The sequence below is a fragment of the Acinetobacter sp. P1(2023) genome, assembly GCF_028367635.1.
GTDB lineage: Bacteria > Pseudomonadota > Gammaproteobacteria > Pseudomonadales > Moraxellaceae > Acinetobacter > Acinetobacter pittii_E.
Window position 1 is genome coordinate 392,363 of sequence record NZ_JAQNDD010000004.1, and the last position, 12,941, is coordinate 405,303.

A 12,941-nucleotide genomic window follows, 5' to 3' on the forward strand; every position below is an offset into this window, starting at 1 on the left:
TGTAAAAGTCTTATTTAAAAATAGCAGCGCCTACTTTTAGACACTGCTCTAGCAATATCGAAAATTATTGGCCTACATCTAAGAACACATTCGGATTGACCGAGTCACCGTAAATTGGCTTCAAGGTTTCATCATAAATTTTATTAATTTCACCACTTGTTCTGAGTTGCTTGATTTCAGTATTGAGCCAATTCAACAATTGGGTATTGCCCTTTTTAACTGCTGGTGCAATAAATTCTTGATCACCAATGGACTGAATACCTGCCACATAACTTGGGTTCTTCGCGGCCCATGCCAGAGCATAGGTACTATCTTGTGAAATCGCGTCGCCACGACCATCAGTTAAGGCTTTAAAGGCATCCGAGTTTCTTTCAAACTTGAGTAAATTCACTTTTGGATAATGCTTGGTAAAGTAGGTATCTGAACTTGTGCCTTTATTGACAATTAAAGTTTTACCTTCTAATTGGGCAATGTCGGTAATCGGCTTGGCTTTAGGAGAGACTATGCCGAAAGCACCTTTTAAATAAGGTTCAGCAAAATCGACAACCTCCTTACGTTCTGGCGTTACTGTAAATGTCGCGAATACAACATCGGCACGATTTGATTTTAGAAACTCCACCCGATTTGAAGCTTCAGTCACAATAAACTCAACTTTCTTTTCATCACCGAGCAAGTCTTTGGTCACACGTTTTGCTAAGGCCACATCAAAGCCCTGATTGTTACCTGCACTATCAACGTAACCAAACGGCGGATCATCGGCAAAAACGGCAACTCGTAGAACTCCATTTTTTTTGACTTGTTCTAAAGAATGGTCTTCTTGAGTATTACTTGCCTGTTCAGTGGATGGCGTTTTACTACATGCAGTGAGTAACACCCCAGCAATGGCAAGACTGCTTAATATTTTTATTGAATTACGTTTAAACATTCACTTCCTCATGATTCAAATAATAAAAATTTAGTACGACAAAATATTTAAGAAGGCTTTCGCTCGTTCTGTTTTTGGCTGTTTAAAAAATTCTTCTGGTGAAGCCTGTTCAATAATTTTGCCCTTATCCATAAAAATGATGCGGTCGGCAACCTTTCGGGCAAAGGACATCTCATGTGTCACAATCAGCATGGTCATTCCTTCATTCGCTAACTTGAGTACGACATCGAGTACTTCCCTGACCATTTCCGGGTCAAGCGCAGCGGTAATTTCATCAAGCAAAATGACTTTAGGTTGCATAACCAGTGAACGCACAATAGCGATACGTTGTTTTTGTCCGCCTGAAAGCTGTCGTGGATAATCAAGTTTTCGCTCAAACAGCCCCACTCGCTTTAACAACTCATCTGCAACTTGTTCTGCTTCATCGCGGTGGCGTTTTTGTACTTTGAGTGGTCCAAGCAAAATATTGTCAATGACGTTCATATGCCCAAATAGCTCATAGTTCTGAAAAACCATGCCAATTTTTTGACGAGCATTAGTCCAGTCCACATCTTGACCCAAAACACCTGAGCCTGTTAAACGAATCTCGCCACCCTGAATCGGTTCTAAGCCGTTAATACAGCGCAATAAGGTACTTTTACCGCAGCCTGATGGGCCTAAAATAACAACCACTTCTCCTTGTTCTACATCCAGATCAATGCCCTGTAAAATATGACTTTGTGCAAATGATTTCTGTAATTGTTGTATCGATAACAAAGGCATAATTACTCCCAGACCTTTTCCAAATGTGCCGCCAAACGCGATAAGGGATAGCAAATCAGAAAATACAAAATAAAAATAAAGCCATAAATCCAAAGAGAAGCGCTCGGCACGGTCAACAGCGAATTTTCAATAATTTGCTGGCCAACTTTAATGACCTCAACCACACCAATCAGGACTGCCAAAGAGCTGGTTTTCACCATTCGGGTAAATAAGTTAATCGCGCCTGGAGTTACTCGTTTTAGACTTTGCGGAAAAATGACATAGACCAAAGCTTGAACATGAGTTAGTCCGAGCGCATAGGCTGAATCGCGTTGATGCTGGTCAATTGAAGTAATGGCTGCACGAACCAAATCGCCCATTTCAGCGGTTCCCCATAAAACAAACACAACAACGCAGACCCACATTGCGGAAAACTGCCAGTTAAACCATGTCGCAAAGCCGAAATAAAACACAAACAGCAAAACTAAAATTGGAATGATTCGAATGGCCTCTAAATACAGGCGGCACAATGCTTTAACGACTATATTTTTAGAAGTCATAATGACGCCGAAAACTGTGCCGAAAATTGCAGAGAAAAACACCGAAATAAATGCAATTTTTGCAGTTGCCCAAAGTCCCCACATTAAACGTTCGAGGTGACTCGCTTGAAATAGATAATCAAGTTCCATGGCTCACCTTCCGACTTCTGTGCTCCAGATAACTGGTCAAAATAGACACGGGCAATAAAATAATCAGATAAGCCATGATGAGTAAGAACAACGCTTCCGTGGTTTTATAGTCCATACCTATTAAGTCTTTGGTGACAAAAAGCAGCTCAACCACAGCAATGGCACTGACAACAGAACTTTCTTTAATCAGAAATAGACAATTTGCCCCGATTGCCGGAATTGAAATAGCCAGTGCTTGAGGAAAAATGACATATCTAAAAATTTGAGTCGGTTGCAAACCAATACTTTTTGCTGAGTCAATCTGCCCTTTTGCAACAGACTGCAAACCTGCTCGGAAAGCTTCAGCCATATAGCTTCCGCCTAAAAAGGTCAGTCCGATCACACCACAAGCGAAACCATCGATTTTGATACCGAGTTTTGGCAAACCGTAATACAAAAAGAACAATTGAATTAATAAAGGGGTATTTCGAGATAACTCAATATAGAACTGGGCAATTCTATTTAGCACCCGCACGCGATATGTGATTAAAATGCTGCAAATCAGCCCTACAATAATCGCCAGAATAATGCTGATAATTGAGATTTTCAGCGTGGTCAAAGTTGCAGAGAAAAATTGCGGCAACACACTATGGATATACTGCCAGTTCAAGGAAAATTCCAAAAAATAATATTAAAACGTTATAAATATTTAGCTTTCATCAGCCATTAAATATTTGTGTAACAAGTTTATTTTTTTCCCAATTGGTCTAAAACTATTTTTATTAGATAAGCTTTTCTATAAGTTTGATAAATTCGATCTGGCAATCGAAAACCTTCGAATCAGTTAAATACAACCGCTCAAAACATATTCATTAAAACAAAGATGAATAAAAAAATCGGACACCAAGGCCCGATTTTTATTAAATGATTTTTAATCTATTGCTTACTTTCTCAGTACATCGCCAATGCTTGGGTCTTTATCAAAAACCGATTTAGCATATGGGCAAAGAGGAATTACTTTTACTTCTTTTTCACGGACAAAGGCAACTAACGCATCAAGTAATTGGCGACCTACGCCTTGTCCGCGATAATTTTCATTTACATCTGTAGCATCAATAATCAGCATGCCTTCGCCTGCCCATGTATAAGTCATTTCACCTGCAACGGTTTCACCATCAAGTAAGCTAAAGCTGCCGTGTTTTGTATCATCTTTTTGTTGAATATTCACAATGAATTCCTCGTATTACGACTCATATTTATTTAGAAATGACTTTGTATAATCTTTATCTATAAGAACAAATCTAAGTGTAAAAAAATAGCCTGTTTTTAGCAGCGAGTCTGTATGCTTTTTAAATACAATCTTCAATTAACTTAATGAAATTCTTGCACCAAACTATTAATGTGCGCCACGGCAGCAGTTCGGTTTTCAACGCAAAGTTTTTCAAAAATATGCTCTAAATGCTTGTTTACCGTCCTTGGGCTCAGCTCCAAAATTTCTGCAATATCTTTATTGGTTTTCCCCAACAACAACCAGTGCATGACTTCTGCCTCACGTTGAGTCAACTGCGGACAATATTTCAAAATATCAGCCATTTCTAAGGCAGGTGTAGAAGTCTTAATCTGTATCAGATAGTTTTTTGCCACACTTGGATTAGTCTCCCACGGCGTGAGCAATAAAAGCTGTAATTGCTGAGATGGTGTCGAATAAGAACAGCTGGTTAATTTTTTGGGGTCTTTTTCATTTTCCAAGTCTGAAAACCAAGCTTTTAAGCCTGCTTCAAAACCGTCTAATTCAGGTAAATATTGATTTAGTAGATCACTAGCTTTTTGAGTTTTCCAAACAATTTTACCGTGAACATCTAGCGCGAGAATGGCTGTTTCCGTTGCATCAATCACCTGTTTTTGTTGTTGCAATAGTTTGGCATGTGCCAAATGCGTTTTCACTCTTGCCAGTACTTCTTCAATATTCAGAGGCTTGGTCACATAGTCCACCCCACCCACCTGAAAACCACGCACTATATGTTCTGTTTCCGACAAGCCTGTCATAAAAATGACGGGAATAAACTGCGTAATTGGACTCGCTTTAAGCTGTATACAACTTTCAAAACCATCCATATGTGGCATATTGCCATCAAGCAAAATCATATCCGGTAAGCATCGATGTGCTATTTCAATAGCACTTAACCCATCGGTTGTGACAAGCACGCGATAACCAGCTTGATCTAGACTTTCATGTAACAAGCCCAGATTTTCCGGCACATCATCCACAATCAGAATAACAGCCTGCTCGTTTGGTGAAGCTTGCTGAAAAGAAACATGTTGCGTACTCATTGCTTATCCTGAATTAATCGTTGGGCGTGTTTTAAATCAAATTTTTGAATAGCCTGTTCAAGCTGTTCCCATAACTCGTTATGCTCCGGAAAATTTTGACGGCATTGCGTTAAAGCCTGTTGAATTCCTCGAATGTAACCCTGCCCAATCAAATCATTTAATTGCTGCAAGCTTTGCGGTAAATCAAGCAGATCATTATTTTCTGGTTGTTGGATTGGTATATGAACAGTGAATTGCTCCTGCTTAAACACGTTTATATCAAGTGCTTGAACTTTATTATTTTCAAGGAGTGTTTCTGTCTTGGAATCAATCCACACCAAGCCTAACTTGTCTCCAATTTTACTCAGCAACAAATTGAGATCGATTGGTTTTAGCATAAAGTCTTCACTTAAGACAGCATCTTGTGGATTGACTTCGCGCTCGCCTGCATTGGCCGAAATAATTAAGATCGGCACATTGGTAATATTATTCTGACGCAATAATCGTGCTGTTTCCCAGCCGCCCATCAAAGGCATATTCAAATCCATCAAAATCAGGTTAGGCTGGAAAATAGGTACACGTCTTAAACAGTCAATGCCCGACTCGGCTTCTTCAATAATAAATCCTAAAGGTTTTAGAAAATTAGCGACTAAGCCTCGGTCCACCGCTTCATTATCGACGACCAAAATTCGTTTTCGCTCGCCTTGATAACCCGTAATTTGGTTGGCGTAAACATTTGAAATTGGATGAACTACTTCTTTTGAAGGTAAATAAAACTTAATCTTAAACTGTGAACCCTGATTGAGCTGACTAGTCACAGATAGCTGTCCGCCGAGTAAATCGACTAATAATTTTACAATGGGTAGTCCGAGTCCTGTTCCGGTAAATCCGCCTTGAACCACATTACTGCCCCGTTCAAACGGGTTAAAGATTCGCTCTAAATCGGCCTCAGCAATACCACAGCCCGTATCTCTAATTTCAAAATAAGCCGTTTGAAAACGATATTCAACTTTCAAAGTAATTGTGCCGCTCGTCGTAAACTTTAAAGCATTGCCTAGTAAATTGATGAGTACTTGTTCTAAGCGTTTTTTGTCGGTACGGACATAGTGCGGCAGGTTCTCTCCAATTTCATAAACAAACTGCAAATTCTTCTGTTCAAACTGAGGCTGAAACATTTGAATAATCTGTTCTATAAAATTGGGGAAATGCACATCCACTACATTTAAAGAAATCTTGCCTGTTTCAATGCGTGCTAAATCTAGTAAACCATCAATGAGTGAAGTCAGATGCTGCCCACTACGGCTAATCACCCCGAGCGCCATTTTGCCTTGTTCTGAAAGCTGCTCTTGTTTCTGAAGTAATTGGCTATAGCCCAAAATACTATTTAGAGGTGTTCTTAGTTCGTGGCTAATGCCAATGACATAACGGCTTTTTGCATCATTTGCCCGCTCTGCTGAAATTCTGGCATCTTGCAGGTGCTTTGAAGTGACTTCATGGGCAGCAATTTCATCAAACAATAATGCCGTTTGCTGATGTGTTTCGATTTCAGCATTACGACGGCTTTCGTCGTTTAACACTAACCACCATGCAGCAACGCTCATTAATAAAAATAAAATGGTGTAAATTTTGACAAACAGTGTAAAGAGCTGTGGAACCGCTGCCGCATTAATCGTTTCTAAATAGGTTTTTTCTTGGATATAAACCAGACTTAAACTCACTGCCAAAACGATCGACAGCCCTAAAGTCAGTAATAAATACAAACTGACCCTGCTATTTAAACGGCTAGCCCAACGTTCTGGTAAATAGTGCCAAATGGCTTTTTTGAGCTGTACCGACCAACGTGCATCAGGTTTACATAAATCGTGGCAGCGGGCTTCAAGTGAACAGCATAAAGAGCAAATCGTACCGTTATAGGCTGGGCAACCCGCCATATCAGCGAGTTCATAGTCCCTTTCACATACCACACAGTTAGCAACCGAAGTCGCCTGAATTTTTTCAGGTTGGCGTGCAATGTAATATTTGCCTTTGGTTAAGTAAGCAATAACAGGAACACATAACACCGCACTCCCCAAAGCAATAAAACTCGCCAAGCCTTTTGCCATCAGTCCGAAAAAGCCCAAATAACTCAGCATTGATAACACTGAAGCGATGAGTAAAGCGCCCACGCCTACGGGATTAATGTCATATAAATAAGCACGGCGAAATTCAATTCCCTTTGGGCTTAAACCTAAAGGCTTACAGATAATTAAATCGGCAACCACAGCGCCAATCCATGCCAAAGCGATATTGCTATATAGTCCCAAAATGCGTTCAACTGCATGGCTAATGCCCATTTCCATCAAAACAATGGCAATAAACACGTTAAAAAGAAGCCAGACAATTCGCCCCGGATGGCTATGCGTCAGACGAGCAAAAAAGTTTGACCATGCCAATGAGCCAGCGTAGGCATTGGTCATATTAATTTTAATTTGCGCCAAGCAAACCAGTGCTAATGTGAGAATTAAAGCAAGCTGAGTATTTGGAATAAATTGTTGATAGGCAACCCAATACAAATAAGTCGGATTGTCTAGTTCAGAGACAGGAATAAACAGCTGAAAAGCCAACACCATCAGCAGCATGCCCATCAAAACTTTTAGAAATCCGAAAATAATCCAAGATGGGCCACCTAAAAAAACGGCAAAACGCCATGCAGTTCTGTTCTTTTCTTTTTGCGGTAAAAAACGTAAATAGTCGGCCTGCTCACCAATTTGGATCACAAATGAAAAAATAAGAGTGCACGCCGCACCAAAGTAATACAGATTAAAATCGGTTGAGTTTGAAACTGCCCCAACAAAATGCAAACTACTGCTTAAAATTTGCGGCTGTTTCCAAAGTACAAAAAACCACGGTAATAACAGCAATAATAGCCAGATTGGCTGAGTGATTGCCTGAACTTTATTAATAAAACCAATGCCTTTGACTACTAAAGGCAAAATCACTAAGGCAGAAATTAAGTACCCGATAACTTGTGGAATACCTAAAGCAAGCTCAAGTGCCATCGCCATAATTGCAGCTTCAAACGCAAGCAGAATAAAGGTAAAGCTGGCATAAATTAGAGATGTAATGGTCGAGCCAATGTAGCCAAAACCTGCACCACGAGTAAGCAAATCAACGTCTACATTATATTTTGCGGCGTAGTAACTAATCGGCCAACTGGTTAAAAATATGATGGTACATACGACAATTGCTGCCCATACTGCATTGCTAAAGCCATACTGCCAAAGCATGGTCGCCCCAATGGCTTCCATCGCCAGAAAACTAACGGTCGAAATTGCGGTGTTGGTCACAGTCCAAGGTGACCATTTTCTTACCGAGGTAGGTGCATAGCGGAGCGCATAATCTTCAATACTTTCATCTGCCACCCAAATATTATATTCACGGCGTGTTTTGATCACACGTTGTGGCGCTTGTTGGGGGCGTGAAGAATCTGACATAACACTCGTATTTGGCAGGTGGCTGTATTAAACCCAGCAATCCTTATGCCAAAAGTCATTTATCATGGCGATTTTCTCGAATACGCACATATACGCAAAATAACGTATTTTCAATTTTTCCCAAAAATCACACACTCAAAAACATCAAAAAACAATGATCAATATTTGTGTTGATTGACCGAAAATGATTGGGAGATTGATGTTATGAGTGTATCTGAACATCCAAATCTGGACACTGTGCAAGGTACAGATTCACAAAAAGCAGTGAATGAAACCTTAGAAGATTATACTTTACGTTATGCTCCACACAGCTTTCGACGCTGGAGTCCCAAAGTTGTTGCTATTACTGCACTTGGTGGTATTGCCTATCTTGCTGACTTTTCTATTGGCGCCAGTATTGGTATGTCTTATGGAACAACCAACGCTGTTTTCTCCATTTTATTTGCAGCGATTATTATCTTCTTAACCGGCATTCCTTTAGCCTACTACGCAGCGCGTTATAACATCGATCTTGACTTAATTACCCGCGGTGCAGGTTTCGGTTATATCGGATCAGTCCTCACTAGCATCATTTTCGCCAGTTTCACATTTATTTTCTTTGCGCTTGAAGGTTCAATCATGGCGCAAGGGTTATTGCTCGGTTTAGGTATTCCACTTTGGGCAGGTTATCTCATCTCAACTGTTATGGTCATTCCACTCGTCATTTACGGCATGAAAGCTTTAAGTAAATTACAAGTCTGGACCACTCCACTTTGGCTCGTTCTAATGATTGGTCCGGTTGCCTATCTGATTTATCAAGAACCTACCTTAGTCAGCCAATTTGCTACTTTTACAGGTAAAGAAGGTTTTGCAACTGTAGACATGGCAGCGATTATGCTTGGTGCTGGTATTTGTTTATCGCTAATTATGCAAATCGGTGAGCAAATTGATTACTTACGTTTCATGCCTGCGAAAACAAAAGAAAATAGCAAAGCATGGTGGGCAGCCGTTATTTCAGCGGGTCCAGGTTGGGTGATTTTAGGTGCAATTAAACAAATTATTGGGGCATTTTTAGGGTTCTATTTACTTACTAAAATACCGGGCGTAAACAGCACTGAACCTGTTCAACAGTTTAATGCAGCATTTCATGACATGCTTCCGGGTTGGGCTGCTTTGACACTGGCAGTGATTTTGGTGGTTATTTCTCAAATTAAAATTAATGTGACCAATGCTTACTCAGGTTCTCTTGCTTGGACAAGTGCCTACACCCGTATTAGCAAACATTATCCGGGTCGTATTGTCTTTGTGATGGTGAACTTGGCAATTGCGCTTGCTTTGATGGAGGGCAACATGTTTGCGGTATTGGGTAAAATCTTAGGGTTCTATTCAAACTTTGCGATTGCTTGGGTTGTGGTTGTCGCAACAGACATTTCAATCAACAAATATGTTTTAAAACTTTCACCGAAAGAGCCAGAATATCGCCGTGACATGCTTTACAACGTAAACCCTGTCGGTATGGTTGCATTCCTTGTATCAGCAGGCTTATCAATTGCAGCATTCTTCGGTTTACTAGGCAGCTTCTTGGCGCCTTACTCACCGCTTATCGCACTTGTACTTGCTTTTGTATTAACGCCAATCATGGGTTTATTAACTAAAGGAAAATACTACATTAAGTCACATGATGACGGTATTAAAGAACCACGTTACGATGCTGAAGGTACACCAGTTGCAACGGTTTACCACTGCCGCGTATGTGAGCAAGGTTACGAGCGCCCAGATATTATGTTCTCTCACAAACATAACGGTACGATCTGTTCTTTGTGTAAAACACTAGATGCTTAAATACTTTCAAAACTAAAAAAGAAGCTTTTAAGCTTCTTTTTTTATATCTGATAATTCTTAGCCAATCGGAAATAATCGCTCAGGCACTACATCTTTCATCACAATGGTTGAGATGAGTCGTTGCACACTTGGAATAGCAGATAATTTTTCATCATACAAACGCTGAAAAGCCGGTAAATCTTTAGCGACCACATGTAATAAATAATCTGGCTCACCAAACAAGCGCTGGGCCTGAATAATTTGCGGGATATCAATTACGGCATTTTCAAACTTTTCGACTGCCTGTTTATCACCTTCTTTAAGCGTAATAAAAACAATCGCTGAAAATTCAAATCCCACTAAGTTTGGGTCGAGCTCTGCCCGATAGCCTTTTATCGCTCCCGACTCTTCTAAAGCCTTCACCCGTCTGTGACAAGGTGAAATGCTCAAACCGACTTTTTCTGCCAACTCAGTAATAGATAATCGGCCATTTAATTGCAATTCAGCAAGAATCTTTTTATCTGTGCGATCCATTTAGAAAAATTCACCCCAAATGCGTGTGATATGAGCAAACATTTAAAAGCACATTCTAAATACATGAGCATATTATTTTCAACAAGTTCGAATGAATAGGAATTTTTTCTAAACCACGAGCGAAACCTTTGGAAAAATAATTTGCCGAGATAAGCATATGGCTTTTAATATTTTTATTGCATTTTGGAGCGTCTCTATTCTTTTTATTATTACGCCAGGGGCAGACTGGGCCTATGCTATTTCGGCAGGAATTAAAGGCAAAGTCGTCGTACCCGCCGTTGCAGGTATGCTATTTGGGCACTTTATTACGATTTTATTGGTAGCGGCTGGTGTTGGTTTGCTTATAGCAAATCATCCAACTGCCCTCATGATTCTGACGGTGGCGGGTTCTGCTTATTTATTATGGATGGGAATAAATTTACTCATTACCCCTCCTACCCCGAATCAGTCCGATTCTGAAAAAGCGCAGTCATGGTTAAGTTGGGCAACTAAAGGCGTTTATGTGAGTGGCTTAAACCCGAAAGTTTTTTTGCTCTTTTTAGCCCTGCTTCCTCAATTTATTGACACCACTGCTTCATGGTCAGTGACGACACAAATTCTTGCCTTTGGTGTTGTACACATGATTAGCTGCGCGATTATTTACTTCATGGTGGGTTATGGTTCAGAGGCTATTTTAAAAACCAGACCACAAGCAGCACAATTAGTCGGCCGTTTTTCAGGTGGTTTGATGGTCGTTATCGCAACGTGTTTATTGATTGGGCAAATTTAAAAATAATTTAGCAAAAAGTTACTGACTCACTTTTCGGTTCAGTAACTTGAATAATAAAATATAAGAAAAAAATTTATCTCATTCGTTTAAGGTTATACGTCACGACTCCCCAAATCACCAGTTCTTGCCCCTCTTCAATATAAATATTTTGATAATCAGGATTTTCTGCTTTTAGCCAGACTTTAGGTGGCTGAAATTGTGTATCAATCATTAAGCGCTTAACGGTGAAATCATTGTCGATGAGTGCAATCACAATATCACCCGATTTAGCGGGAATACTACGATCCACAATAAGCGGATCATTGATATCAATTCCGGCATCTAACATTGATAAAGAATTAGCTTTGACAATAAACGTGGCATTTTCATTTCTAATTAAATATTCATTTAAATCGAGTGCTTGCTCAATATCATCTTGTGCAGGTGAAGGAAAACCTGCTGCAACACGTTCTGTTGCCAAAGGAATGTGATAAATTTTATCGTTATTCGGATGCACTGGTTGAACGTTAAGTTTTGAGTTAAAGTCGGTCAAGTTATTGGTTTTGACATTATTCAGTAACCAATTTTTGATAAAGTTAACTTGGGACTCGGGAACACGAATAACTTTGGTTGGTTCATTGAACTGTGCTTTACGTCCGGCATTTTCTCGTGCACCACCATGCTCGAACTCTTTTTTCTTGGGCATATCGCCTCCCTTATCACCGTTCAAACCTACACAAACAATGTAACTTGAAAAAGTTACATTTTCAAGTTGACGAAATATTTTTTTTGCATAACAATAAATCTCATGATCAGATTTTAATCCATTTTGTTTTTAACAGGGATGTTTTGAGCGAAATGGCAATTTGAAGAAAATCAAAACCTATTTTGAAATAGTCTTTATCGCTGACTGTTTTTTGATTTTTATCAAATGAGATTCTGAACACTTAACATTCTGGTTAAATTCAGTTTTTGGTATGGAGACATGCGAAATGAAAAATCAACGTGATGCGGTTTTAGGTTATGCAAATGAGCAACATGCTTATTATATCCGTCTCATTGAAAATGATGCGGTTTTAGGTGAAAGCTATGGATTATTCTGTGAAAATCCAGATAGCGAAGCAGCCGAAAGTATTATGACGACACTATTCTTAAAAAAATCTTTTTGGTTAAACGGGTCTGAATATCTTGATATTGTAAAAGGCCTACAACCTCTCCCTCAGTAAATACAGTAAGTAAGCTAACAACAAAGGAGGCAAAAGCCTCCTTTGTTGTTAAACCTTTTGCTTAAGACGTAAAACGTCCGTAGGCATCACGTTTTTGGTTCCGAGAGTTTTGACCACGGCCATCATAATCATCGTCGTCATCACGGCTGCGACCACGACCTCGTCCGCCTGAACGACCACCGCGATCATCATCGTCGTCGTCATCACGGCTGCGGCCACGACCTCGACCACCTGAACGGCCACCGCGATCATCATCATCGTCGTCATCACGGCTGCGACCACGACCTCGTCCGCCTGAGCGGCCACCGCGATCATCGTCGTCATCATCACGGCTGCGACCTCGGCCTCGGCCACCTGAACGGCCACCGCGATCGTCATCATCATCGTCGTCATCACGGCTGCGGCCACGGCCTCGTCCGCCTGAACGGCCACCGCGATCATCATCGTCGTCGTCATCACGGCTGCGGCCACGGCCTCGTCCGCCTGAACGGCCACCGCGATCATCATCGTCGTCGT

13 protein-coding genes and 1 pseudogene are annotated in these 12,941 nt (G+C 40.5%); 4 read left to right on the top strand and 10 right to left on the bottom strand.

Annotated features, from left to right (window positions below; genetic code table 11):
- Positions 1 to 64 precede the first annotated feature (64 nt).
- Genes POD11_RS08930 through POD11_RS08945 form a run of 4 tightly spaced genes read right to left on the bottom strand, consistent with a single transcriptional unit; the run spans position 65 to position 3,004 of the window.
- Positions 65 to 925: a transporter substrate-binding domain-containing protein gene (locus POD11_RS08930; protein ID WP_262456986.1), complete on the bottom strand. Its 861-nt coding sequence runs from the start codon at positions 923 to 925 to the stop codon at positions 65 to 67.
- Positions 926 to 955: 30 nt separating this feature from the next.
- Entirely contained in the window at positions 956 to 1,687 is a 732-nt protein-coding gene (locus tag POD11_RS08935) for an amino acid ABC transporter ATP-binding protein (protein WP_262456987.1), read from the bottom strand.
- Positions 1,688 to 1,689: 2 nt separating this feature from the next.
- Positions 1,690 to 2,355 carry an amino acid ABC transporter permease gene (locus POD11_RS08940; RefSeq protein ID WP_000418067.1) on the bottom strand — a complete coding sequence of 222 codons (666 nt, stop codon included), beginning with the start codon at positions 2,353 to 2,355 and terminating at the stop codon, positions 1,690 to 1,692.
- Positions 2,345 to 3,004, bottom strand: coding sequence for an amino acid ABC transporter permease (locus POD11_RS08945; protein WP_001104465.1), 660 nt, complete (start codon positions 3,002 to 3,004; stop codon positions 2,345 to 2,347). The genes POD11_RS08940 and POD11_RS08945 overlap by 11 nt, the downstream gene beginning before the upstream one ends.
- 64 nt (positions 3,005 to 3,068) lie before the next feature.
- Here POD11_RS08945 and POD11_RS08950 point away from each other — a divergent pair, with 64 nt between their 5' ends.
- Complete coding sequence (locus POD11_RS08950) at positions 3,069 to 3,182, top strand: hypothetical protein (protein WP_262446596.1); 114 nt, start codon at positions 3,069 to 3,071, stop codon at positions 3,180 to 3,182.
- A gap of 95 nt (positions 3,183 to 3,277) precedes the next feature.
- Here POD11_RS08950 and POD11_RS08955 read toward each other — a convergent pair whose 3' ends face one another.
- The 3 genes from POD11_RS08955 to POD11_RS08965 all read right to left on the bottom strand — a co-directional run bounded on the left by POD11_RS08955 (position 3,278) and on the right by POD11_RS08965 (position 8,117).
- The gene (locus POD11_RS08955; RefSeq protein WP_017390443.1) at positions 3,278 to 3,562 is read right to left on the bottom strand and encodes a GNAT family N-acetyltransferase; all 285 of its coding nucleotides are present in this window, start codon (positions 3,560 to 3,562) and stop codon (positions 3,278 to 3,280) included.
- A gap of 143 nt (positions 3,563 to 3,705) precedes the next feature.
- Positions 3,706 to 4,665, bottom strand: coding sequence for a response regulator transcription factor (locus tag POD11_RS08960; RefSeq protein ID WP_262456988.1), 960 nt, complete (start codon positions 4,663 to 4,665; stop codon positions 3,706 to 3,708).
- Positions 4,662 to 8,117, bottom strand: coding sequence for a hybrid sensor histidine kinase/response regulator (locus tag POD11_RS08965; RefSeq protein ID WP_262456989.1), 3,456 nt, complete (start codon positions 8,115 to 8,117; stop codon positions 4,662 to 4,664). The genes POD11_RS08960 and POD11_RS08965 overlap by 4 nt, the downstream gene beginning before the upstream one ends.
- Before the next feature lie 204 nt (positions 8,118 to 8,321).
- On the opposite strand from POD11_RS08965, the gene POD11_RS08970 reads away from it, so the two are divergent.
- Positions 8,322 to 9,938 carry a purine-cytosine permease family protein gene (locus POD11_RS08970; RefSeq protein ID WP_262456990.1) on the top strand — a complete coding sequence of 539 codons (1,617 nt, stop codon included), beginning with the start codon at positions 8,322 to 8,324 and terminating at the stop codon, positions 9,936 to 9,938.
- A gap of 57 nt (positions 9,939 to 9,995) precedes the next feature.
- Here POD11_RS08970 and POD11_RS08975 read toward each other — a convergent pair whose 3' ends face one another.
- A complete protein-coding gene (locus POD11_RS08975) occupies positions 9,996 to 10,451 on the bottom strand; it encodes an Lrp/AsnC family transcriptional regulator (protein ID WP_000376211.1) in 456 nt (151 codons plus the stop codon).
- Positions 10,452 to 10,608: 157 nt separating this feature from the next.
- Between POD11_RS08975 and POD11_RS08980 the strand changes: the two genes are divergently transcribed.
- Positions 10,609 to 11,220, top strand: coding sequence for a LysE family translocator (locus POD11_RS08980; protein WP_262456991.1), 612 nt, complete (start codon positions 10,609 to 10,611; stop codon positions 11,218 to 11,220).
- Between the two features lie 73 nt (positions 11,221 to 11,293).
- Here the strand turns inward: POD11_RS08980 and POD11_RS08985 are convergent, their stop codons facing one another.
- Positions 11,294 to 11,905 (bottom strand): LexA family protein, encoded by a 612-nt coding sequence (locus POD11_RS08985; protein ID WP_016141356.1) that lies wholly within the window; start codon positions 11,903 to 11,905, stop codon positions 11,294 to 11,296.
- 286 nt (positions 11,906 to 12,191) lie between these two features.
- On the opposite strand from POD11_RS08985, the gene POD11_RS08990 reads away from it, so the two are divergent.
- Positions 12,192 to 12,425: a hypothetical protein gene (locus POD11_RS08990; protein WP_002114518.1), complete on the top strand. Its 234-nt coding sequence runs from the start codon at positions 12,192 to 12,194 to the stop codon at positions 12,423 to 12,425.
- Positions 12,426 to 12,486: 61 nt separating this feature from the next.
- Here POD11_RS08990 and POD11_RS08995 read toward each other — a convergent pair.
- Positions 12,487 to 12,941: pseudogene (locus POD11_RS08995) on the bottom strand (KGG domain-containing protein); the annotation flags it as partial.

Bases quoted from the DNA above. Each gene is read 5' to 3' on its own strand.
- POD11_RS08990 (WP_002114518.1), top strand. From the start codon at position 12,192: ATGAAAAATCAACGTGATGCGGTTTTAGGTTATGCAAATGAGCAACAT.
- POD11_RS08985 (WP_016141356.1), bottom strand. From the start codon at position 11,905: ATGCCCAAGAAAAAAGAGTTCGAGCATGGTGGTGCACGAGAAAATGCC.
- POD11_RS08965 (WP_262456989.1), bottom strand. From the start codon at position 8,117: ATGTCAGATTCTTCACGCCCCCAACAAGCGCCACAACGTGTGATCAAA.
- POD11_RS08930 (WP_262456986.1), bottom strand. From the start codon at position 925: ATGTTTAAACGTAATTCAATAAAAATATTAAGCAGTCTTGCCATTGCT.
- POD11_RS08935 (WP_262456987.1), bottom strand. From the start codon at position 1,687: ATGCCTTTGTTATCGATACAACAATTACAGAAATCATTTGCACAAAGT.
- POD11_RS08975 (WP_000376211.1), bottom strand. From the start codon at position 10,451: ATGGATCGCACAGATAAAAAGATTCTTGCTGAATTGCAATTAAATGGC.
- POD11_RS08970 (WP_262456990.1), top strand. From the start codon at position 8,322: ATGAGTGTATCTGAACATCCAAATCTGGACACTGTGCAAGGTACAGAT.
- POD11_RS08960 (WP_262456988.1), bottom strand. From the start codon at position 4,665: ATGAGTACGCAACATGTTTCTTTTCAGCAAGCTTCACCAAACGAGCAG.
- POD11_RS08980 (WP_262456991.1), top strand. From the start codon at position 10,609: ATGGCTTTTAATATTTTTATTGCATTTTGGAGCGTCTCTATTCTTTTT.
- POD11_RS08940 (WP_000418067.1), bottom strand. From the start codon at position 2,355: ATGGAACTTGATTATCTATTTCAAGCGAGTCACCTCGAACGTTTAATG.